General features: G+C 45.8%; 24 protein-coding genes and 2 tRNA genes. 9 read left to right on the top strand and 17 right to left on the bottom strand.

Annotated elements, in window-relative coordinates:
• Positions 1 to 116: 116 nt before the first annotated feature.
• The 3 genes from HRU69_09555 to HRU69_09545 are packed head-to-tail and all read left to right on the top strand — an operon-like array spanning position 117 to position 3,018.
• Positions 117 to 764, top strand: coding sequence for an orotate phosphoribosyltransferase (locus HRU69_09555; GenBank protein QOI97723.1), 648 nt, complete (start codon positions 117 to 119; stop codon positions 762 to 764).
• 9 nt (positions 765 to 773) lie between these two features.
• A complete protein-coding gene (locus tag HRU69_09550; protein ID QOI97722.1) occupies positions 774 to 1,964 on the top strand; it encodes an FAD-dependent oxidoreductase in 1,191 nt (396 codons plus the stop codon).
• A gap of 55 nt (positions 1,965 to 2,019) precedes the next feature.
• Complete coding sequence (locus tag HRU69_09545) at positions 2,020 to 3,018, top strand: hypothetical protein (protein ID QOI97721.1); 999 nt, start codon at positions 2,020 to 2,022, stop codon at positions 3,016 to 3,018.
• Between the two features lie 28 nt (positions 3,019 to 3,046).
• On the opposite strand, the gene HRU69_09540 is transcribed toward HRU69_09545, so the two are convergent.
• The 12 genes from HRU69_09540 to HRU69_09485 form a co-directional block, all read right to left on the bottom strand.
• The gene (locus HRU69_09540; protein QOI97720.1) at positions 3,047 to 3,409 is read right to left on the bottom strand and encodes an aspartate 1-decarboxylase; all 363 of its coding nucleotides are present in this window, start codon (positions 3,407 to 3,409) and stop codon (positions 3,047 to 3,049) included.
• Complete coding sequence (locus tag HRU69_09535; protein ID QOI97719.1) at positions 3,409 to 4,191, bottom strand: type III pantothenate kinase; 783 nt, start codon at positions 4,189 to 4,191, stop codon at positions 3,409 to 3,411. The genes HRU69_09540 and HRU69_09535 overlap by 1 nt, the downstream gene beginning before the upstream one ends.
• Positions 4,188 to 4,964, bottom strand: coding sequence for a pantoate--beta-alanine ligase (gene panC / locus HRU69_09530; GenBank protein QOI97718.1), 777 nt, complete (start codon positions 4,962 to 4,964; stop codon positions 4,188 to 4,190). The genes HRU69_09535 and panC overlap by 4 nt, the downstream gene beginning before the upstream one ends.
• Positions 4,964 to 5,752, bottom strand: coding sequence for a 3-methyl-2-oxobutanoate hydroxymethyltransferase (gene panB / locus HRU69_09525; GenBank protein ID QOI97717.1), 789 nt, complete (start codon positions 5,750 to 5,752; stop codon positions 4,964 to 4,966). The genes panC and panB overlap by 1 nt, the downstream gene beginning before the upstream one ends.
• Before the next feature lie 202 nt (positions 5,753 to 5,954).
• Positions 5,955 to 6,025: transfer RNA gene (locus HRU69_09520), tRNA-Cys, on the bottom strand.
• 87 nt (positions 6,026 to 6,112) lie between these two features.
• Complete coding sequence (rpsA, locus tag HRU69_09515; GenBank protein QOI97716.1) at positions 6,113 to 8,116, bottom strand: 30S ribosomal protein S1; 2,004 nt, start codon at positions 8,114 to 8,116, stop codon at positions 6,113 to 6,115.
• Positions 8,117 to 8,319: 203 nt separating this feature from the next.
• The gene (locus HRU69_09510; GenBank protein ID QOI97715.1) at positions 8,320 to 9,675 is read right to left on the bottom strand and encodes a TolC family protein; all 1,356 of its coding nucleotides are present in this window, start codon (positions 9,673 to 9,675) and stop codon (positions 8,320 to 8,322) included.
• 4 nt (positions 9,676 to 9,679) lie between these two features.
• On the bottom strand, positions 9,680 to 10,366 hold the full coding sequence (locus HRU69_09505) for an ABC transporter ATP-binding protein (protein ID QOI97714.1): 687 nt from the start codon (positions 10,364 to 10,366) through the stop codon (positions 9,680 to 9,682).
• A 147-nt stretch (positions 10,367 to 10,513) separates the two neighbouring features.
• Complete coding sequence (locus HRU69_09500) at positions 10,514 to 10,924, bottom strand: OmpA family protein (protein ID QOI97713.1); 411 nt, start codon at positions 10,922 to 10,924, stop codon at positions 10,514 to 10,516.
• A 33-nt stretch (positions 10,925 to 10,957) separates the two neighbouring features.
• The gene (locus HRU69_09495; GenBank protein QOI97712.1) at positions 10,958 to 11,947 is read right to left on the bottom strand and encodes an aldo/keto reductase; all 990 of its coding nucleotides are present in this window, start codon (positions 11,945 to 11,947) and stop codon (positions 10,958 to 10,960) included.
• Between the two features lie 13 nt (positions 11,948 to 11,960).
• Positions 11,961 to 12,461: a histidine phosphatase family protein gene (locus tag HRU69_09490; protein QOI97711.1), complete on the bottom strand. Its 501-nt coding sequence runs from the start codon at positions 12,459 to 12,461 to the stop codon at positions 11,961 to 11,963.
• 10 nt (positions 12,462 to 12,471) lie between these two features.
• Complete coding sequence (locus tag HRU69_09485; protein QOI97710.1) at positions 12,472 to 12,960, bottom strand: hypothetical protein; 489 nt, start codon at positions 12,958 to 12,960, stop codon at positions 12,472 to 12,474.
• Positions 12,961 to 13,070: 110 nt separating this feature from the next.
• On the opposite strand from HRU69_09485, the gene HRU69_09480 reads away from it, so the two are divergent.
• Positions 13,071 to 14,222: a tetratricopeptide repeat protein gene (locus HRU69_09480; GenBank protein ID QOI97709.1), complete on the top strand. Its 1,152-nt coding sequence runs from the start codon at positions 13,071 to 13,073 to the stop codon at positions 14,220 to 14,222.
• On the top strand, positions 14,219 to 14,758 hold the full coding sequence (locus HRU69_09475) for an HD domain-containing protein (GenBank protein QOI97708.1): 540 nt from the start codon (positions 14,219 to 14,221) through the stop codon (positions 14,756 to 14,758). Before HRU69_09480 ends, HRU69_09475 begins: the two co-directional genes overlap by 4 nt.
• Before the next feature lie 205 nt (positions 14,759 to 14,963).
• On the opposite strand, the gene HRU69_09470 is transcribed toward HRU69_09475, so the two are convergent.
• Positions 14,964 to 15,494 (bottom strand): DUF255 domain-containing protein, encoded by a 531-nt coding sequence (locus tag HRU69_09470; protein ID QOI98878.1) that lies wholly within the window; start codon positions 15,492 to 15,494, stop codon positions 14,964 to 14,966.
• Between the two features lie 232 nt (positions 15,495 to 15,726).
• Between HRU69_09470 and HRU69_09465 the strand changes: the two genes are divergently transcribed.
• On the top strand, positions 15,727 to 15,930 hold the full coding sequence (locus tag HRU69_09465) for a hypothetical protein (GenBank protein ID QOI97707.1): 204 nt from the start codon (positions 15,727 to 15,729) through the stop codon (positions 15,928 to 15,930).
• Here HRU69_09465 and HRU69_09460 read toward each other — a convergent pair.
• Positions 15,912 to 16,487: a YkgJ family cysteine cluster protein gene (locus tag HRU69_09460; protein QOI97706.1), complete on the bottom strand. Its 576-nt coding sequence runs from the start codon at positions 16,485 to 16,487 to the stop codon at positions 15,912 to 15,914. The genes HRU69_09465 and HRU69_09460 overlap by 19 nt on opposite strands.
• Before the next feature lie 38 nt (positions 16,488 to 16,525).
• Here HRU69_09460 and HRU69_09455 point away from each other — a divergent pair, with 38 nt between their 5' ends.
• Together HRU69_09455 and HRU69_09450 are read left to right on the top strand one after the other, a co-directional pair.
• Positions 16,526 to 17,293: a hypothetical protein gene (locus HRU69_09455; protein ID QOI97705.1), complete on the top strand. Its 768-nt coding sequence runs from the start codon at positions 16,526 to 16,528 to the stop codon at positions 17,291 to 17,293.
• 85 nt (positions 17,294 to 17,378) lie between these two features.
• A tRNA-Gly gene (locus tag HRU69_09450) sits at positions 17,379 to 17,451 on the top strand.
• A gap of 9 nt (positions 17,452 to 17,460) precedes the next feature.
• On the opposite strand, the gene HRU69_09445 is transcribed toward HRU69_09450, so the two are convergent.
• Positions 17,461 to 18,057 carry a hypothetical protein gene (locus tag HRU69_09445; GenBank protein ID QOI97704.1) on the bottom strand — a complete coding sequence of 199 codons (597 nt, stop codon included), beginning with the start codon at positions 18,055 to 18,057 and terminating at the stop codon, positions 17,461 to 17,463.
• 138 nt (positions 18,058 to 18,195) lie between these two features.
• Positions 18,196 to 20,658: a carbohydrate binding family 9 domain-containing protein gene (locus HRU69_09440; GenBank protein ID QOI97703.1), complete on the bottom strand. Its 2,463-nt coding sequence runs from the start codon at positions 20,656 to 20,658 to the stop codon at positions 18,196 to 18,198.
• A 106-nt stretch (positions 20,659 to 20,764) separates the two neighbouring features.
• Between HRU69_09440 and HRU69_09435 the strand changes: the two genes are divergently transcribed.
• Complete coding sequence (locus HRU69_09435) at positions 20,765 to 21,268, top strand: metallophosphoesterase family protein (GenBank protein ID QOI97702.1); 504 nt, start codon at positions 20,765 to 20,767, stop codon at positions 21,266 to 21,268.
• A gap of 8 nt (positions 21,269 to 21,276) precedes the next feature.
• On the opposite strand, the gene dnaN is transcribed toward HRU69_09435, so the two are convergent.
• Entirely contained in the window at positions 21,277 to 22,401 is a 1,125-nt protein-coding gene (gene dnaN / locus HRU69_09430) for a DNA polymerase III subunit beta (protein QOI97701.1), read from the bottom strand.
• Positions 22,402 to 22,455 lie beyond the last annotated feature (54 nt).

Below are 22,455 nucleotides of genomic sequence, written 5' to 3'. Positions count from 1 at the left end.
CCATGTGTGCAAAAGAATAAATATTTTCCATGCCGGCAAGTTCCATCCGAAGTTTTTTAGTTTGCATATTGGGAAAACCAAAGCTTTCGCTGATTTTCGGGTTCTAAAATTTGCTTATGCCTATACTAAAAGTGCAGCACGACACAGCAGCCGCAATTGCCTTGCAGTTACTGAAAATTGAGGCTATTAAACTCAACACCGAAAAACCATTTACCTGGGCCTCCGGAATCAAATCTCCCATCTACTGCGATAACCGCGTTTCACTATCCTACCCGCCTGTGCGCAGCCTGATAAAAGAAAGCCTGGTTAACGTTATCCGTGAAAATTATCCTGCAGTTGATTCCATTGCCGGGGTAGCTACAGCCGGCATACCCCAGGGCGCCCTGGTGGCTGACACATTGGGCCTGCCCTTTGCCTATGTGCGCTCATCACCCAAAGACCATGGGCTTGAAAACCTCATTGAAGGCCGGATCAATCCACAACAGAAAATCGTGGTTGTGGAAGATCTGGTTTCAACCGGAGGAAGTTCATTAAAAGCAGTGGAGGCGTTACGCAAAGCAGGGGCTGAAGTTTTAGGGATGGTTTCAATCTTTACCTATGGGTTTGATATCGCACAAAGTAATTTTTACAATGCCAATGTCTCGCTGGTAAGTCTGAGTGATTTCAGTCACCTGCTTACTGTAGCCGTTGAAACCGGGTATATTACTTCCAACCAACTCGTATCGCTAAAGGCCTGGCGGTTTGATCCATCCGGCTGGAAATAACCTTAAACCATGAGCACCAACACCTTTGCGCCTGTACACAGCCATACCGAAGGCAAAGCCATTGAACCACTAAAAAAGGGCAGCCGTGTTGTGGTAATTGGTGCAGGAGCATTTGGCGGGTGGACCGCCCTGTACCTGCTTCGCGCAGGGTATGATGTAACCTTAGTAGATGCCTGGGGCCCTGGCAACTCACGCTCCAGCTCGGGCGATGAAACACGGGTAATCCGATCAACCTACGGAGCAAACCAATTCTACTTCAACCTGAATGTACGGGCACTGCAACTGTGGAAAGAACACGAGCAACAATGGAAAACAAAGTTATTTCAGAATAAAGGCGTGCTGTGGCTATGTTATAATGAGCACACACCCCTGGTGGATGCCTCCATACCCTTTGCAAAAACTCACGGTATGGAGTATGAGAAGCTAAGCACCGATGAACTTAAAAAGCGATACCCCATCATCAATACCGGTGATCTGCACCATGCCTACTTTGATCCGTACGGAGGTTGCCTGCGTGCCCGCGATGCGTGCCAGGCTGTTTTCAGGGCTTTTCTTAATGAAGGAGGACAGTACCTCCAATCCGTAGTGCAACCCGGTAAAATGCTAAACGGCAGACTGGAAAATATACTCCAGGCTAATGGCAACACACTCACGGCCGACCGATTTATTTTTGCCTGCGGCTCATGGCTTGGCTATCTGTTTCCTGAAATTCTTGGTCATCATCTATCCTGCACCAAACAAGAAGTTTACTATCTGGGAGTACCTGCAGCCCTCGCTGATCAGTTCGATTCACTCCCTGTGTGGGTAGATGTGGACGGAAAAAACTTTTACTACGGCATACCCGGCAACAACTACCGGGGCTTTAAAATTGGTGTGGACGAACGTGGCGAACCCTTTCACCCGTCAACAGGCGACCGCACAGTTAACACAACGGTACTGGAAAAGGCCAGAAAATTTATCACCCACCGCTTTCCCGGATTAGCCAGCGCCCCACTTATTGAAAACCGTGTTTGCCCTTATGAAAACTCCCCTGACGGAAATTTTCTTTTTGACTCACACGCCCAAGCGAGTAACCTGTTTTTTCTGGGCGGGGGCTCAGGACATGGCTTTAAACACGGGCCGGCCCTTGGCGAAATGGTGAGCCTGATAATGACAGGCAAAATCAAAATTCCGCCATTCTTTTTGATTAACCGGATGTAATGCTATTCAGAGCAAAAGTCCTATCTTTAATTTACAAACCTAACCTATCAGTCCGATGAAGACCCCTGTCACCTTATTGATTCTTACCTTCTGCTCACCGGTATTCGCCCAAGATATTACTGTTGCATTTGCCAATGATGTTTGTGCCTGTTTCAAAAATCTTAAACTTGACACATACACCAGCAGTGAAGCGCTTGGCGAAGAAATGGGGAACTGTTTTCTGAATGCGGGTAAAAAACACCAGAAAGAACTAAAGAAGAAAAAAGTGATTGACATTGATAAAGCCACGCAGGCTGAAGTAGAAAACCTCTGGAAAGTTGTTTTTCAGCAGTGCCCCGATGTAAGTAAAACTGTCTTCGCACGAAATAGTGAACTGGAAGACAACGAAGCCAACACCAGTTTTCAGGGAATAATAACGTACATCCAGGATTTTGAAATTGGAGGGTCGTTTAAAAAAATGGGTATTAGCAAAGAAATGCTCATGGAGAAAATGAACAGCGATGGTAACTGGTTCGATACGCTGTGGGTTAATTACCGCCTGGGCAGTTATGCCCAATACGGAAACAATAAAATTCAAACCACAAAAGTTTATGATCCGGATGATAACATTATCTATACCTTCCAGTTAAGCGGTAATGATATTTGTTCCGTTCAGAAAGCCGTGGATCTCGACCTGAGCGGTGCTGCTGATAAGCCCGTAATTACACTGGTTGATACCGCTGTAACCATTATGGGATTACCTTGCAAACTCATCCGGATGAAGTGGAAACTCGGGCAAGTTGATTATTACTACAACGAAACCCAGGCTAAAGTTAACCCTGCATTATACGCACAACACACCAGCGAAGGTTTTGCCGAATTCCTGAAAATGTCGGGCAGCTTGCCTTTACAGGTCGTACGAAGTGCAATGGGCATGAATATCATTCAAACCGCTGTAGCGGTACAGGAAGGTCGCGTGGATAAAGATGCATTTTATGTGCCCCCGCTGGTTGAAGACAAAAACCTTAACGCCATCAGCATACCCGGAACGACCTACATGCGGATAAAGAAATAATTGTTCTAAATTCAGTTTAGCGCGACTTCTACGGCACGCTTACCGGCTCCGGCAAGAGAGTGTTTGATTCGTCAACCATAACAATTTTGGGCGTTATTTTCTTTGCCACGTCATCCGGCAGGTTAACGTAACTGGCGATTATAATCAAGTCGCCCGGCTGAACCATGCGGGCGGCAGCACCATTTAAGCTTATTTCTCCCCGCCTGCCCGGTATCACATAAGTTGAAAAACGCGCACCGTTGTTGATGTTATAAATTTCCACTTTCTCAAACTCCAGCATGTCGGCTGCTTTACATAACTCAGTATCAATGGCAATCGAACCTTCGTAATTCAAATCCGAACCGGTAACTACTGCCCGGTGGATTTTGGATTTCAGCATGGTACGCATCATCACACTTCTGTTTTAAAATTTAAGGTATAAGCAATATTCAACCCCTCCAGCACCAGGGTTGGATTGAGCTGATCAAACAATCCGGCATTTTCAAAAAGGCGTGAAAAACCCCCGGTACCAATCACCAAGGGTTTTTCTCCTCCAAAAGCCTCATTGGTAATTCCCCGCAACAGTTCCTTTACCATGCCTACCTGACCGTGGTATAAGCCTGATTGAATGCTTTCAACCGTAGAGCGACCTACGATGGAATCCACAGCAACAATCTCCACCACCGGCAGTTGGGCGGTCTCTCGTTCGAGTGCTTCCATGGATATGCGAACACCCGGAACAATAATACCACCCATATAATCTTTCTCTTTACTGATAACACAAAAGGTGGTAGCGGTGCCGAAATCAATTATTACCAGGTTACGATCAGGATATTGGGTTACACCGGCAATAGCGTTGGCTATGCGATCAGCCCCCACTTCCAGCGGGTTCCGGTATTTAATACGCAGCCCTGTTTTTACGCCCGGTTTCAGAAAAAACGGATCAATGCCCAGATACCGCTGGCAGGCCCCGCGTAACGAGTGGTTAATGCTGGGTACAACACTGCAAATAGAAATACCGGTTATCTGACTGATAACGACCTGATTTTCTTTCAGGGCCGCTTTAAAAAAAAGTCCGGCCTCATCGGCAGAAAACTGCTGCTTTGACATCTTACGGAACTGTGTAACCAATTTATTGCCGGTAAATACACCGCCATGAATGGTGGTGTTGCCGGCATCTAAACAGAGTATCATACTATATTTTGGTTTAACTCAATATTATCTATAAGCCTTACACCGCCCAGGTACACTGCACCGTATCGCCTCCCATCAAAATCGGTAATGTAGTCAACGGTAAAGCCCGATTGCTCCAGTTCAGCTTTTATCTGTTCAACCGGCTTACCCGATTGAAGCAGCCGGGCAAAGATCGGGGCGCGTAGTCGATCCGTCTTACTTAACAGCGCATTGCGCGAGCTCAGCGCCAGGCCATCGCTGTCGCGTACGGTGGGGCATGGAATGACCTCCACATTCATAAAGAATGCTTCGCTCATTTTTTTTACAAGCATATACTGCTGATAATCCTTTTCACCAAAGTAACTGCGTGTAGGCCGGATAATGTTTAATAATTTCATGACTACCGTAAGCACCCCATCAAAGTGGCCGGGCCGGCCGGTACCTTCCATCGCCAGGCTTAGATTGTTTTCAGTTACCTTATAATGAAAATCATCAGGATAGATTGACCGATAATCTGGTATAAAAGCATAATCAACCTGTAGTTTTTCAAGCAGATCAATGTCATCCGCTTCAGTGCGGGGGTATTTTTTTAAATCGTCCGGGTTATTGAACTGGGTGGGATTTACGAAGATACTTACTACGGTATTACGATTTTCACTGATGGAACGGCTAATCAAACTGGCATGGCCCGCATGTAAAGCGCCCATTGTGGGCACAAACCCTAATGTATCCGAGTCGGACATCCGGCTCCTGAGGTTTATCCAATCATCAATTTTGCGGATTATGCGTGTCATCAGTAGCTGTGTTGGTCGGTCGGAAACCGTTTCTGTTTAACCTCCTCATCAAATTGTTGCAAGGCTCCCTTTAGTAATTCAAATCCATTAAGGTATTTCTTCAAAAACTTTGGTTCAAAATTCTTTGTAAGGCCTAACAAATCCTGGCACACCAGTACCTGACCGCTGGTGTGTGGGCCGGCACCGATACCAATGGTGGGTACCGATAGGGTATTGGTAATTCTTGCGGCTAGTGCAGCCGGAACCATTTCAAGAACCAACGAAAATACTCCGGCATCTTCCAGTTTCTTTGCATACCATTCCATTTGCTTAGCCGACACCTCCTCTGCGCCCTGCAGGCGAAATCCGCCAAGCTGGTGGTACGACTGCGGGGTAAGCCCCAGGTGCCCCATAACCGGTATGCCCGACTTCACCACGTATTCAATGGTATCAAGCATGCCATCTGCGCCCTCAATCTTAACGGCCTGCGCCCCGGCCTTCATCAGCTTATCAATACTCTGCATCAGGTAGCGTATTCCTTTACGATGAGCCAAAAAGGGTAAGTCGGCAATAAGAAATTTTCCGGTTAAACCCCGGTGTACGGCTGCCGTATGATAGGCCATCATATCCACTTCGGCATGTACCGTAGATGGAAATCCATGTACAACCATCGCAACACTGTCGCCAACCAAAACAGCATCAATACTGGTTTCACTGATTATCCGTGCCGACCCGTAATCGTAGCAGGTTACTACCGTAATGGGGCTGCCCGATTGTTTCTTTTTTTTAAAGTCAAGCATGTTGGTCATCGTTACCGGGTTTTAGTGAGGTGAGCCGATACCCGGTTAGTGCAGTGTATGGATGGAAGACAAGCCGCGTTAAACCTTTCGGTTGAACGGGCTCGCATACTGCCTGATGCATAACGGGTACCTGTCGCATGGATCAAGTCCGATATTTTATTAATAGTGAAAAAGCAACATCAGTAGCTGTAACCAATCAGCGCTGATGGTGAGGTTCCGAGCGGATTCGAACCGCTGTAGGAGCTTTTGCAGAGCTCAGCCTAGCCACTCGGCCACGGAACCTTAGAAGTTGAGCAAAACTATAAAATTCATGGATGAACCAAAAAACAAAAGGTGGCCGAAGCCACCTTTTGATTCGGATTCAAAAAGTTACTCCGCTTTATCTTCACCTTTCGGTGCATTCATTTTGCTCTTCAAAGCACTTAACGCTTCCAGGTCGCCCAGGGTTGACTTTTCAACTTCCTGGTTGATCTTATCAATCGTTTTACCTTTCGGTGCTGACTTGGCTGCGCCTTTCTTGGCGGGTGCTTTATCTTCCTCGGCAGTTGAATATACGGCCTTGTGCGAAAGTACAATTCTGCGATCTTCTTTCGAAAACTCAAGAACCTTAAAGTCAAGCGAATCGCCTACCTCGGCCTTGGAGCCATCCTCTTTAGCCAGGTTTTTCAACGCACAGAATCCTTCAATACCATAGGGGAGTTCAAGAATTGCACCCTTATCATTTTTGCTGATGATAGTACACTTATGAACAGACCCAACCGTAAAGATGGTCTCGAAGGTATCCCAGGGATTTTCTTCAAGGTGCTTGTGGCTCAAGGCCAGCCTGCGGTTTGCCGCATCCAGTTCAAGCACCACAACCTGCATCTTCTCTCCCACTTTAATAAACTCCGAAGGATGCTTAATCTTCTTGGTCCAGCTCAGGTCTGATACGTGAACCAATCCATCAATTCCTTCTTCCAGTTCAATAAATAAGCCGAAGTTAGTGAGGTTACGCACAATGCCTTCATGACGGGTGCCGATAGCGTATTTGGTTAATACATCCTGACGGGTCCATGGGTCTTCGCTGAGTTGTTTAATGCCCAGCGACATTTTGCGCTCTTCGCGATCGATGGTTAATACTACGGCCTCAACCTCATCTCCTACTTTCATAAAGTCCTGCGGATTGCGCAGGTGCTGCGACCAGCTCATTTCACTTACGTGGATAAGCCCTTCAACACCCGGTTGCAGTTCAAGGAATGCGCCATAATCGGCCACGTTTACAATGCGGCCTTTTACGCGTGAGCCAACCTGTACATCGGCAGGCAGCGAATCCCACGGGTGCGGGGTAAGTTGTTTCATGCCCAGGCTGATGCGCTTCTTGTCTTCATCGAAGTCGAGAACCACCACTTTAACCACCTGATCCAGTTTAAGCACCTCTTCAGGATGGTTGATTCGGCCCCATGATATATCGGTAATGTGCAACAGGCCGTCCACACCGCCCAGGTCAATAAATACTCCGAAGTTTGTCATGTTCTTGATGGTTCCTTCCAGCACCTGGCCTTTCTCCAGGTTGCTCAGGATGGCTACCTTCTGTTCTTCGAGGTCTTTTTCAATCAATACCTTATGCGAAACCACCACGTTGTCGTTGGTGTAGTTGATTTTCACCACCTTAACCTCCATGGCTTTGTTCACATAGATGTCGAAATCGCGGATGGGCTTCACATCGATTTGTGAACCCGGTAAGAAAGCTTCAATACCATATACATCTACAATTAACCCGCCTTTGGTTCTGCGTTTTACAAAACCTTCAATGACCAGATCTTCGTCAAGTGCTTTTTGTATGCGCTCCCATCCTTTAACCAGCTTAGCCTTTCTGCGGCTTAGAATGAGTTGACCCATTTTATCTTCGCGCTCTTCTATAAAAATTTCAACCTGGTCGCCAATTTTTATATCGGGCTGATCCTTAAATTCAGCAAGGGGTACCAGGCCATCCGACTTGAACCCGATATTCAGGATAACATCGCGATCATTTATGCCCACCACAATGCCATTAACAACTTCACCGCGGTTAACTGTGGTAACGGTACCTGAGTAAAGTTTTTCCATTTCCTGGCGGTCTTTGGCAGAATAGCCTTCACCAAAACCTTTGCGCTGAAAGGCATCCCAGTCAAACTCACCGGGCGTTTGCTGGGTTTTCAATCCCTTTTTCAGTTCAGTTACAGGAATTGCTTCGGTATCAATTTCTTCCGCTTCTTTTTTAAAGGCTTTGGCCTCTTCCAACGGATCGATTTCATCAATCTCGGCAATGGCCTTTGCTTTCTTTTTGCTGGCTTTTAACTCTTCAACGAGCTCCTCTTCAGGGGTAGCCTTCTTTTTTTCTTTCTCTTTTGCCATAAAAAATAAATTGCCCTGTTACATTGCGGAAGCCGGGCCAGCCAGCCGCAAGTTTTACGTTTAACAATTCACCAGGGTTTATCTGATGACCCCTCCACCCGGATGGGGCTGCAAAGGTATTGATTTTAAGCAGAATAACGAAGGTTAGCCTGATTTTGCCTGGCCGTTCAAAATCGTGTAAAAAACCTCAAAATCATGGCTGTTCAGGGTATATCCTCAAACTTCAGCGTTCCGGTGGCGTAATTAATTAATATCTTCTGGAACAACAGGGTGTACTTGGCACTGGCATAGTCGGCCTGGGCCCGGAAATAGTTTTGGTTAGCCTGTGTAAGCGAAACAATGTCGGTAATACCCAGGTTGTAGCGCTCCTGCTCCAGGCTGAACGTAAGTTCAGCGGCTTTAAGTTGTGCCGTTGCAGCCTCAAACCCGGTTCGCACATCGTAGTAATTCTGATAGGCCCGCTGAACATCACTTTTTACAGTCAATTCAGTATTATCGGCATTAAGTTTTGCATTGTGGTATGCCATTTTGTTACGAACAACTGTTGAGCGGGTATTGAATCCTCCGTAAATAGGTATAGTGAATGACATGCCATAGGTTAGTTGAAGATTATCTTCAAAGAACTGCTGTTCAAATGTTCGGTTATCCGGGTTAAAGCCTTCGGATGGATGCACATAATTATAGCGGGATCCATATTGGGCAAATAAAGATATACGCGGAAAATAAGTTCCTTTTACTGCCTGATAACCCAACTGAGAGGCCTTCTCATTAAATCGGGCAGAGGCGAGATCACCCCGCCTTTCAACAGCCGTGGCATACATAGCAGTCAATTCAAGGTCTTCCATTACCACATTAAAATCCCATTCGGGCTCTGCTAATTCAAAGGGTACGGATGGATCAAGCTGGATGGTCTGCGCCAGTACGATCATGTCGTTGCGCAAGGTGTTTGCAGCACGCAAAACAAGCAACCGGGCATTTTTTACCTGGAACTCCTGATTATACAAATCCACTTCGGCCCGGCTTCCGGCAGCAACCTGTTCTTTAATCTGGTCGTATTGTTTTTGCTGGGTTTCTAAATTACGTTCCTGAATAGCCAGCAGTTGCTGGTCCAACAGGCAGGTGAGGTATTGGGCGGCTACGTTGCGGATGACATCCTGGCTGGTACGATGCACCAACTGCGACTGGGCATCCAGTTGGTTAACCGATTGCCGGTAGGTATTGACATTATTAAGCCCGTTGAATAACGGCATACTTGCGTTAATATTAGCTCCGATAAAATCCAATACACCATTAATCACCTCTCCTTGTTGCTGGTTGAATGAGTTACCGTCATTTCGGCCGGCATTACCGGTGATATTAACCTGGGGTGTTAACTGCAGCAAACTACTGGTTTTGGTTACGGTTGAGGTTACCAGGTTATTTTTTTCCTGGTTAAGCGAAGGGTTTCTTTCCAGGCCAATCTTTACAGCCTCTTTAAATGTGAGTTTTAGAGGAGTTGGTTGGGCCAGCAGCGCCAGCGTGCTACAAAATCCAGTTAGCGCAATCAATAACTTCTTCATAACGTTAAGCATGTTCCAGTACTTTTTCATCCATCACCACGGCACCATCGGCCAGCCGTACAATGCGCTTGCCGTAGCGTGCGTTTTCTTCGGAGTGGGTAACCTGAATAATGGTCATCCCTTCGGTATTTAGTTTTTTGAATATTTCCATAATCTGTTTTCCCTGTTCCGAGTGCAGGTTACCCGTTGGCTCATCGGCCAGCAATAATTTAGGTTCGCCCACAATGGCTCTTGCTACTCCTACCAACTGTTGCTGCCCACCTGAGAGTTGTTCAGGAAAGAGATCTTTCTTGGCCACCATGTTAAACCGATCGAGTATATCGGCCACCAAACTTTTGCGCAGGCTGCTGGTTACGCCTTTATATAACAACGGGGTCTCAATGTTTTCGTAAACGGTAAGTTCATCTATCAGGTGGTAAGCCTGAAAGATAAACCCGATGTAATTTTTGTGCATGTCGGACTTTTGCTTCTCTTTCATCTTATGCACAGGCTCATCAAAAAAATAGTACTCACCAGCCGAAGGTTCATCGAGCATACCGATAATGTTCATCAGGGTTGATTTACCCGCACCACTGGGCCCCATAATGGTTACGAATTCTCCCTGCTGTATGGTGAGATCGATCCCTTTCAGGATGAATGTGCGCTGAAAGCGGCTGTCAACATATTTATCAATATCCCGAAGTTGGATCATAGGCTGAAAACTTAAGTTCCGGCATAATTGCGCAGGGGCAGACAGCCAATTTTAGTGCCAACGGGGTTGTAAGGGTAATTTTATTGGTCTTAGTACAGTTGCGCGTCCGATTATGCACATAAGTGTCTGAAATCGGACAACCATCGCCTAGTACACAATCGGGTATAAAATTACGTCAACGCGCCTGTTGAGGCTCATGCCGCGCCTGGTTGTGTTGCTGTACACCGGGTTTTCGAGGCCCCAGTCTTTAATGGTAATTTTGTTCTCGGGTATTTTATGGTTGACCAGGATTTCTTTAACAGCCATGCTGCGCATTTCGGAGAGCCACTCGTTGTAGGCCTTTCCGCCAATCGGGTCGGTATGGCTAATCAGGTGAATTTCATATTTTGTAAGCAGGTTCGGGATGGAGTCCAGCCAGTTTAGCAAGTCAGTTGCCTGGACCTCATCCACAAAATAGCTGCCTCCGCCAAAATAGATGCTTTTCCGAATTTCATCGGTATGCTGGCCGAAAGTCAGCGAGAAATTTACTAGGACTATATATACCAGCCTGCTGCGCATACCCTATTCTAACAATGTAGTTGGCGATGAGTTCTAGTAGTCGGGTAGTTTTGGCTTGTTATTTAAAATGAGTTCAATGCGATCCATCACCTCAGAAGTCAGTTTATTTTTGGCCTCCATCGCTGAGAAATTTTCCTTTAATTGTCCAACTCGTGAAGCGCCAAGAATTACAGTGCTTACGTTTTCATTCTTCAGGCACCAGGCAATAGCCATAACAGCCTGCGACATGCCTAACTCTTTTGCCAGCACCGCCAGCTTTCTGGATTTTTCGAGTTTCATTTCAACCAATGCCGCATCCTTTAACCATTCCATGCCAGGTATCGATAACCGGGTATCATGCTGAAAACCGGAGTTGTATTTACCGGACAGCACACCACTGGCCAACGGTGACCAAATGGTAGTACCTAATCCGTATGTTTTGTAAATACCCGTATAATCAACTTCAATCTTTTGGCGTTCGAACATGTTGTATTGCGGCTGCTCCATGGTTGGGCCGATTAGCGCGTAACGCTCAGCCACGGCATAGGCTTCCATAATCTCCTGGGCGCTCCACTCACTGGTACCCCAGTACAAAACTTTACCCTGCTGTATCAGGTTGTGCATGGTCCACACTGTTTCTTCAATGGGTGTTTCCTTATCCGGGCGATGACAGAAATATAAATCAAGGTAGTCAAGCTGGAGGCGTTTCAGGGCTTGTTCGCATGCTTCCATTACATGCTTCCGGTGCAGCCCGCGCTGGGTGGGTTTAGCCTCCTTGCCCAGGTATCCAAAATATACTTTGCTCGAAACAATGTAGCTGTCGCGTGGCCAGCCTTTGCGTTTTAAAATTTCGCCCATCACCGTTTCGGAACGGCCGCGTGCATAGATTTCGGCATTATCAAAAAAGTTTACTCCTTCCTCATAAGCCAGTGTCATCAATTCATCAGCAACTGAATTGTCGATCTGCTTGCCGAATGTTAACCACGAGCCCAGGGAGAGTACACTTATTGGTAATCCGGATTTACCCAATCGCCTGTATTCCATTTCCACTAAACAATTAATCTGTTGTAATCCATACCACCTTAACACCCTCGCCCCGCCTTACAAGCGACACAACCAGCAGGTTGCCATATTCACCATCTTCGAAGGTATGGTATTGGGCTTCACCCAGCAGGTAGTTTACAAACTGCGGTATGGTGTTGGAGTGGCCGGCCACGACTACTGTGCCACCTTGATTAGCAGCCAGTATCCGATCGATATCCTCATCTTTATTAGGAACATAGCTCTGGATAGTCAACCCCTTTTTCTGCGCCAGGGGTTCAACCGTTTGCCGGGTACGTTTATAATTTGAACTGTAAATAGCGGTAACTGCTGTTTTATCGAGCATTACAGCCAGGCGTTGTGCCCGCTTCTTTCCGGCTTCTGAAAGATCCGGATCGTTGGTACTTTGCTTCATGTCTTTTTCGGCATGTCGAAGCAATATAAATGTGGTTGGTATTTCCTGGCCGCAGACCAGCATTGGGATTAGCACAAGCCACAAAGCAACAAATCGAACCATCGTAGTAAAATTACTTGTAACGAATTTCTATTTCCTTCGGAATAGCACAAGGTGAAGTCCTGCGGGTATCGGCCAGGTGAAAAATCTTCCAGCCACTTTTCTCCCTGTGCAACAAAAAGGCATCCACTCCACAATGGCTAAACTTTTTACCAATATAAAATGCATAATCGCACCAGGCCTGGGCCAGGGCTCCGTCAACCGAAATTTTTAAATTCCAGATATCCTCATTCCACGACTCAACATGAGGCATACCGACCGCATTTAAAAACGACCGGGAAGAATTTTCAGTATGCCGTACAGATTGCCCATCCTTGCTAAAGGCAACGGTTACAAACTGAACATCGCGTGTGAGTATGGAAGCAACCAATGCACTGTCGCCCAATTGCATCCCTTTAAACAAGGTTTGGATAACGTTTTTCACTTCACCTTCATCGGCAGTCTGAGCACGGCCATTAAGTGAAAAAGCCAATAAAACAATAAGCACCGGTAGTTTTTTCATTCGTAAAGTTTTTTGGAAATTTGACCGCCCCACGTGAAAAGTTAAGCAAAAATTACGCAAGCGGAGAATACCGCTTTTTGAATTAACTTTAACCTGCTAAAATGCATGCTATGAAAGGGCTTTTGGTTTTACTGTGTATTGTCCTGTCGTTTAAGCAACAGGCAACCGGCCAACCGGTTGACAGCCTGATGGCCGTGCTGGATACGGCAACGAATGAACGAAAGGTTAAAACACTTAACGAATTATTCCGTGCAAACATCCAGTCGGATCCTGTAAAAGCCATCGGCTATACGCGCGAAGCCCTTAACCTGGCCAGTGAGATTAACGACAAACGAGGGCAGGCAGCCGCCTACAACAACCTGGGTGTGGCCTACCGAAACCAGGGCGCACTGGATAAAGCCTTGCAGTATTATATCACCTCGCTAAAGATTTACGAGCAACTTGATAATAAGGAGGGTATTGCCACCACCAAAAACAATATTGCCACCATTTACTCGATGAAAAAAGATTACGGCCAGGCGATGAAGTTTTTAGAGGAATCGCATAACCTGTTTATACAACTGGGCGATCAGGCAAAAATCATCGGGTCGATGAACAACCTGGGTAATCTGAACAGCGACCTGCAATTGTACGAGAAAGCCATGCGCTACTTTTCGGAAGCCTATCAACTAAGCCAAAAGATGGGCAAGCCTTTTGCTGACCCGGTTAACAACATCGGCAATGTGTACTTCCGTCAGGGCAATTACCAGCGCGCCATTGAACACTACCAGCGCGCCCTGGAAATTGAAACAGAAAACAATAACCGGCTGGGCATGCTCAATGCTGTTACCAATATCGGCATTGCCTACACCAAAGCGGGCCAGCCCAAACCCGCACAGGAATATTTAACCCAGGCTGAAAAACTGGCCAAAGAGTTACGCGCCTATACCGGGTTGCCCGATATTCTGAAAAACAATTCGATAAACTTTTACCGGATGGGTAAACTCAAAGAAGCGTACGAAGTGTTGTTAAAATACGATTCGGCCCGCGAAAAAATTTACGGTGAAGAAAGCAGCCGATCCATCGCACAGATGGAGATAGCCCTGGAACTGAACGAGAAAGAAAAAGAGTACGAAATACTGCGTAAGCAAGCCGAAATCAACGCGCTGCAGTTGCGCAACAGCCGGTTATTTATTGTGCTGTCTATTCTTGGCTTGCTGGTAATAATTGCAGCGGTGAATTTTTACTTCATGAACAAACGTAGGGAATTTATTAAATCATGACCCGCAGCGAAGCCCGCGCCATCCTCAATGAATTAACTACCAACCCCAGCCTGCTGCGCCACATGCGCAGCCTTGAACTGGTAATGGAGGCTTATGCGGAAAAATTTGATGAAGACAAAGACGAGTGGGCCATTGCAGGCCTGCTGCACGATGCCGATTACGAGGCCTTTCCGGATAAGCACCCTGCCATTATTGTTGAACGATTGCGCAGCCTTAATGAAAACAAGATTGCCCACGCCATTTCGGCTCATTATACTAAATGGAATGTACCCTATACCAACAGGCTGGATAAAGCCCTGCTGGCCTGCGATGAACTGACCGGCTTTATCATTGCCTGCTGCCAGGTACGCCCCGATGGCATTACCAGCCTGGAACCCAAATCGGTAATTAAAAAACTTAAAGACAAAAGTTTTGCGGCTAAAGTTGAACGTGACGAAGTGTATAAAGGGGCCGAAATGCTGGGTGTGGATTTAACCCAACACATTGATTTTATTATTCAGACATTAAAGAAAAATAAGGATGAGCTGGGCATCTGAAAAATCAGTTGAAAAGAAAACAAAAAACCATACCTTTGAAACACAAAACCGTAAACGCTTATGTTCAGTCACTATGTAGGTTCCGGAGCTGATTTGTTTATTCTGATTGTTGCCGTTATTATCGGCTTTGCAGCCGCACTTGGTTATGTTGATTTTTTAAGAACCCCGAAGAAAGAAGAAAAATAATCCTGATTCAGGATTACATTTAATTGTAAGGCGATCGGTATGCCGCCTGCCAGTCTTCCCATTTTGTTCGCTTATAGTGTCCTTCACCGATGTATTGAATAATCGGGTGAAATTGTTTGGGGTCGTGATAACCCGCCAGCGGCTGAATCATGCGGAATTCCTCATCAAGAAAAACAACCGTAGGGTAACTTAACTGGTTGTTCAGCAGTGCGGCCGCCAATTGATGGGTGCCTTTATTGCCATAAGGTATGAATTTAAATGTGGTACCCTGAAAAGTAACATCTTCACGCTGTTCGGCATCAAACTTAACGGGGTAGAATTTAGTATTCAGAATTTCGGCAATTTTGGGGTCGCTAAACGTGTTCTTATCCATCACTTTGCACCAGCCGCACCAATCGGTATACACGTCAATAAAAATCTTCCGCTTTTCAATCTTCGAACGTTCAACGGCCTCCTCAAAGGTCATCCATTTCACCGGGCCTGTTTGCACGGGTTTAAACGAGGTTAAGGCAAGTATAACCAGTAAGGCCGGCATCAAAAGTAATCGCATCATGCTTGTAATTTTAAGACTATCAAAGCAACAAATTTAATGGTCAGGTTGGTTCACCTTGCTATTTAATTGGGTTTTAGCCAACAACTGTAACCAGGGTTCCGGTACATCAGTTGTTCATAATCAACCAACCGGCTGTTCACCTGTGAACATCCGGCAGGCTGAATGCTTATAAAAAGCTTTGAAATGAATTAAAACCAGGGTTGGCACGATAATAGGCTCTGATTTGAACATGGCCCGCAAGATTACATATAGGGAAATTTCGCTGGCGCTCGGCATTATCGTAGCGGTTATTGTTCTGGTGGTTATCTGGTTAAGCCCCCTGGAAACCGGCTTTTCAGGTTCAGGTATTGACACACCTGGTGGAATCTCCACGCCTGCAGCCAAGATACTGTTTCAGAAAATTAATACCATCCTTCAGGTTGCATTTCGGTAAGCGTAATAATGCAATACTTCTTCAATTGCTTTTTGTAATGCCCGGTTAATCGGGTAAAACTCGCGCGACAAATCCATATCAATGGCATATAGCTGCATGTAATAATCGTGCATTAAGGGTATACGGATTTCGCCCGATTCGATACCTGCTTTTATTGCCTGATATCCAGCCTGATCCTTAATTATTTCACAGGTTACTAATTCGGCTGTGCCGTACTTATTTTTTCGGGCCGAATAGCCGAACAGCCTGCAGATGAGCCCTCGGTGTTTGTATTCACTGCACAGCCCCTGCCCGGCTTGGAGGGGGTTTAAAATCGCACAAACAGGTGTGTCGGTACGGCTTAACCGCTCATGCCATTCCATAGCAATACCATTTTTATACACCTGCATAGCAAAGGGCAAAAATTCAATAACTGTTGCTTCGATATCGGCTTTAAAACAACATTTACCGCATCCGGAAGGGCAATTCAGCCCGGAGGCCTGTTGAAATGCCGTTATTTCAGCATCGAGTTTTACAAATACCTGCTCAACCTTCGCAACTTTTTCCTCCAGGGTCATGGCCGGTAAAGTTGCAAATATTTGGTTATCTTCACTCTATGAAAACAATCATAACGTTTCTGTTACTGGTAGTGGGTGTTTTAGCAAAGAGTCAATCCCTAAACAAAGAGTTTGGTTTTGCCTATACGTTTGCCGCACCCATGGCAACCATGCAACAAAACATCAGCCGGGGGCATGGGTTTTCAATGGATTATTACTTTCTGGTTACCAACCGGCTGGCCATTGGCGCTGATTTCGGTTTGGTTATTTACGGGCATGATAAAAGCCGCCAGGAATACACTTTCAGTGACGGCACCGTTGCCCCGATGGATATCATCGTGAGTAATTCATTCTTTAACTACATGCTGGGCACCCGCTATAGTATGGGTAATGGAAAGAATGTAAAGCCGTACGTTTCATTTCGGGCGGGCTATACCACGTTTCGTACCAACCTTTCCATTTATGATCCGGATGACACAGACCATTGTGAACCAATTGACAGGGATATTCTGCTGAAGGACGGAACCTTTTCCGCTTCTGCAGGAGGAGGAATTCAATGGGATATGAGTACTGTTTTTAACAGGATTCCTTCGAACACATTTTTATTTAACCTGGGTGCGGCAATTACCCTGGGCGGAAAGGTAAACTACATGAATACCGATGCACCCGGCCACCACCACATGCCCAACAACGATGTAAATGCTCAATTCATTAACACGCAAACCCAGGTGGTGCATAAGCACCACATTGGATACGTTTATACCAGTTATGTTGAACTGATTGAACTGCGGGCCGGTTTTGTTATGCGTCTGCCAGCACTAAAATAACCATAACAAACGCTGATTCGAGCCCATTTGTATTGATGGGCATTCACTAAAATTTATAAATTGTGGCCCCAAGCAGAAGCGTTAAGCGGGAGTAGCTCAGTTGGTAGAGCGTTGGCTTCCCAAGCCGAAGGTCGCGGGTTCGAGCCCCGTTTCCCGCTCTTATAATCTTACGCGCTTCGCAAATCCATTTGTCTGTTGCGGTAGTCTTGCAGTTCGCGCGAAAGCTTTATCTGGCGCTCTACGGCACTATGCCGGTATTGATCAAACTCTGCATACAGATCTTCATAGAGTTTACGCGCATCGCGGCAGGCTTTGTAATTCACTTTGCCCATTATCAACAGCGATGCAATACAGGCAATAAGAGCAGTTATGCTGATTAATACCAGGGTAATGAATGACGATTTTTTAAAATCCCTTCCGAAAACACGAATGTGGCTACCGGCAAAGATCAGGTCGGTATGGGCGGTTTCGCTTTTTGCCAGTTTATCCTCAAGAGCCTTTATGGTTACCTGGAGTGACGTGTTTGAGCTCTTTACATCAGAAACAGCTGCTTTTATTTCTTTCAGTGAGTCGGTAACGGCTTTCCATACACGGTCAACCTCGTAAACTTTAACCATCCGGTAACCTTCAATTACCTCGGCAGTAGCCAGCAGGTTTTGGTACTGTTGCGTAAGGGGCCCGGTGCCGTTTTTTACCGGATCATCTGAATAGCCTGCATGGATAATCGCCAACATAGCCAGCAATGCAAAGAGCTTACTTTTCATACACCAAAGGGGTTAGATAACAACCGCAAATAATAACCGCAAGGTGTTCCGGCAAAAGAAATACCGGTTAATATCGCAAACGATACGTTAAGCGTTTAATTTATAACGATGAAAAAAAAACTGTCAGGCCGGTTACCATTACTTCCTCTTAAAGCTGTTGCGCAGGGTAAAGTAGTCAATAAAATACGTAAGCCTTACTGAAATACTGTTGACCTGGGGGGCATCCGCACAGTCACGCAGGTTTTCCAGGTAGTCCGGTCGGGTATTATTGGAAAACGTTTGTATAGCATCCTTCCAAACTAAGTTAAGGAAAGACCCGGGCGCAATCTGGAAGAAGTAAACCAAATCGAGGTTAATGGCATTAAAGTTCGCATCATGCTTGGGGGTATTGTCTGTATTAAGTCCTTCATAAGTTGTTTCGTACAGTTCACCATCTGTGCCCAGTTCAAAGAATTTTTCATACCGAACTTTAGACCAATAATGCCGCAGCCTTAACCGTAAGCCCATTTTATCATTAAACGTGTAATTAAATCCGATGATGTTGGTGGTTGTTTGCATCTCGCGATGGCCAAAAATTATACTCTGCAAAGCGCCTTCGGGTGTATATAACCTGGTGGCATAACCGCGCCCAAAACCTTTCTCGTGATTTACTTCCGTATTAAATGAAAGCTTATTGTTCACACGATAGCGCACATAAAAACCACCCCAGGTAAACTGCTGATCCCAGATTGGGCGGTGCCACTGGCCGGTGTAAAGATTTACCTGTAATGGTTTACGGCTGTCGCTTTCAACCCAAAAATTGTAATTGAAATTACGGGGCTGACGGAATTTATAACCCCACACACGAGGTTCAAAATAGTCATACGAATCGGTTGGGTGGCCCCCCAAATTGAAACCCACCCACCAGAAATTTTTGAACTGCGTGTTAACATTGACAACCGTGCGCAAGGAGGTAAACTCATCAGGCTTATGCAAGCGCTGATAAGCAACATTTACACCCGCATGCATGCGGTTAACAATGCCTACCGGCTTTAAAATATTGTAGCGCAGGTACCCCATATGAGTAACTTCATTCGGGGCCTGCAGGTAGCCCATGTCATTAATGTTATAATTGTAGCTTTCCACATTTCTGCTGATGCCGTATTGCCAGGTGCCGCTTATTCTGGCCAGTTCAATAAAGTATTTATACCCGTTATCGGCCGTTCGATCATTTCCAGAGCCCTCTAATATAGTGCTGATGCTGCCTGAATACGTAAACTGGTAATTATTCTTCTTATCGCGCAGGCTTACATTTACACCCGCTACATTGGCGTCCCGTCCGCCATCATCGCGTATAACATTGGTATTGGTAAAACTGATGTTCGAATTATTCTTCAGGTTCTGATCAACAACAACCATATTAAAATTAGTTAATGGATCAACCTGAACTGTTCTGCGTTCTCCGCTTTCGGTGTTTTCAATGGTTGCATATGTTTTTGCCGTGAGTCCGTTAAAAAAACCAATTCCCAATCCCTTTTTATTGCGGCCTGACAGTTTTACGGCATTAATCAGGTTGGCACCTGAAGGTTGAGAAACAACGCGTTCTGTGTCTGAATCGTAATTGATAGAACCAAAGGATTGACCCACTCTCCGTGAGTAGAACAGGTTAGCTTTGTTAAATAACTCCGTGCCCTCGGTAAAAAACTGGCGGTTCTCATTAAAACGAACTTCATAAGCGGTAATGTTATAGACGATGTTGTCCGATTGCACCTGGGTAAAATCGGGTATCAGGCTAACATCAAGCGTATAACTTTCATTAATGCCATACTTTACATCCATCCCTCCGGCAACCGAAAATTGGCCAGTGCCGGAGTGGCCATCGTGATTATAAATTCCGGAGGCGTATGGATAAAGTGCCAGGCGCAATGGCGGTTTGATATTCTCCAATCCAAGCAGCCGTCCCGATTGATTTACAATCCCCCGGATGGAATTATCTACGTGATTCCAGAAAGATTCTTCTTGTTTACGTTTTACATTCCGGTAAAAATTAATTCCCCAGGCCTGTACTTCCTGCTTGGGAAACCGAAGTGCGAAGTAGGGTATTTCCATTTCAACACTCCATCCTCCATCGGTTATTGAAACCGCACTATTCCAAACGGCATCCCAGGATCCATCTTCATCGTTAGCTGTAAAATAAATATCGCTTTGCACCCCGGCAGCAGAAACAACAAAGACAAACGCATTCAGCCCGCTGTTGTAGGTATCCAGCAGTATCCCGAAGTAATCCGCATTACGCTCCATGTCATCACGTTGACCAAATTCCTTCAGGATTTTGTCCGGCTCCGGATCATACAGGTAAGCACCGATGTAAATACCTTTATCGGTATATACCAGCTGTATACGGGAGAAAAAATCCGATTCCTTGCCATTAACCGGGGTAAACTGAAAAAATTGAACCTTATTATCTCCCTGCACCCAGGCCTCATCATCAAGCACGCCATCAATGCGGGGCGCATGGGCAACCCGCCTTGCTGTAAACTCACGTGGGTCAGCAGCGAACGCTTCGCTCCATAAGCCAGCACTTAGAGCAACCGTAAGGAAAGTGATTCGGGTTTTATTCATGAACTGCCTAACAACGCTAAATACTCGCATTCCGTACCCATGGTTGCATGGATGAGCCAAAAAAACTGTCAATCTTTACGATTGGTTAAATACTCTCCACAAACGGATGAAAATCGGTGTCTTATCCGATACGCATGGCTATCTTGACCCACAGGTGATCCCGCATTTCAACCGGTGCGATGAAATCTGGCATGCCGGTGATATCGGAAACCTGGAAGTTACTCAAACCCTGCAGGCCATATGCCCGATACGGGCCGTGTCCGGAAACATTGACGACCGGACAATCAGCACCGTATTTCCGGACAGCCAACGGTTTACAGTTGAAGGGCTTGAAGTGTGGATGACCCACATCGGGGGAACACCACCCTATTACAATTCTGAAGTAAGAACGCATCTGCAGGCCAATGCACCCGATATTTTTATATGCGGTCACTCGCACATGCTGAAAATTATGCGCGACCCGAAACTAAACAACATGTTGTTTATTAATCCGGGCGCAGCCGGTAATCACGGGTTTCATACTATTAAAACCATCGTTCGCTTTGATGTAAAAGCAAAGCAAATAACCAACATGGAAGTGATTGAACTCGGCAAGCGCGGTGCGCTTTAGCCGGTAACTCAAACGTATTGATTCAGCATTACCGGCATCACCAGCATCAGAATGTCTTCGTTTTTATCCTTTTCAGAGGGAAGAATAACACCAGCCTTGTTCGGTGCCGACATGGTGAGTACCACCTGGTTGGAGTCGATATTGGAAAGCATCTCCATGAGGAACCTGGCATTAAAGCCAATTTCAATATCCTCTCCGTCATGCTCGCACGAAAGCCGCTCGTTGGCTTCGTTTGAAAAGTCAAGATCTTCTGCCGAGATCTGCAATTCACTTCCGGTAATTTTTAACCGCACCTGGTGGGTGGTTTTATTGGCGTAGATGGAGATTCGTTTTAAAGCGCCAAGCAATTCAGCCCGGCCGATGGTCATCTTTATGTTATTCTGGGTAGGGATTACATTTTCGTAATCCGGAAAACGCTCATCAATCAACCGGCAGATCATCCGGATATTGCCAAACCGGAAAAACGCATTCGATAAATTGAAGTCGACATTAACGATGGTATTTTCGGTTGGCAGTGTAGCTTTCAATAAGTTAAGCGCCTTACGCGGAACAATAATAGCACTGCCGTTATCTGATTTCACATCCGTTCTGCGGTACCGTACCAACCGGTGGCCATCGGTAGAAACAAAGGTGGTGTTTTTCTCATTCAGGTTTACGTAAACGCCCGTCATGGCCGGACGCAATTCATCGTTGCTGGTTGCAAAAATAGTGTTGTTAATGGCTCGCGCCAGCACCTCAGAAGATACTTCAGCTGAAAAATCATTGCTTACCGAAGGAACCTTCGGAAAATCGGTGGCATTTTCACCGGATAGTTTATATCGGCCGTTATCCGAATTAATTTCAACACTGTATGTTGTTTCATCAATTGAAAAAGTTACCGGCTGTTCCGGCAGGTTCTTTAACGTTTCGAGCAGAATACGGGCGGGCACGGCAATATTTCCTTTCTCTTTTGACTCTACTTGCAACTCAGTAATCATAGAGGTTTGCAGATCTGAGGCGGTAACCGTCAGCCGGCCTTTATCCAGTTCGAATAAAAAATTCTCTAAAATCGGAACAACCGGGTTGGTGGTGATAACACCATTGATATTGGAAAGCTGCTTGAGCAGGTAAGCTGAGTTAACGATGAACTTCATTACAAACGTGTGGTTTTTGGTTGCGCGGTAAAGTTAGAAAGAAAAAAGAATTAA

It is taken from the genome of Flammeovirgaceae bacterium (genome assembly GCA_015180985.1).
GTDB lineage: Bacteria > Bacteroidota > Bacteroidia > Cytophagales > Cyclobacteriaceae > UBA2336.
The sequence above is the reverse complement of the archived record's forward strand: the minus strand, read 5'-3'. Positions and strand labels throughout refer to the sequence as shown.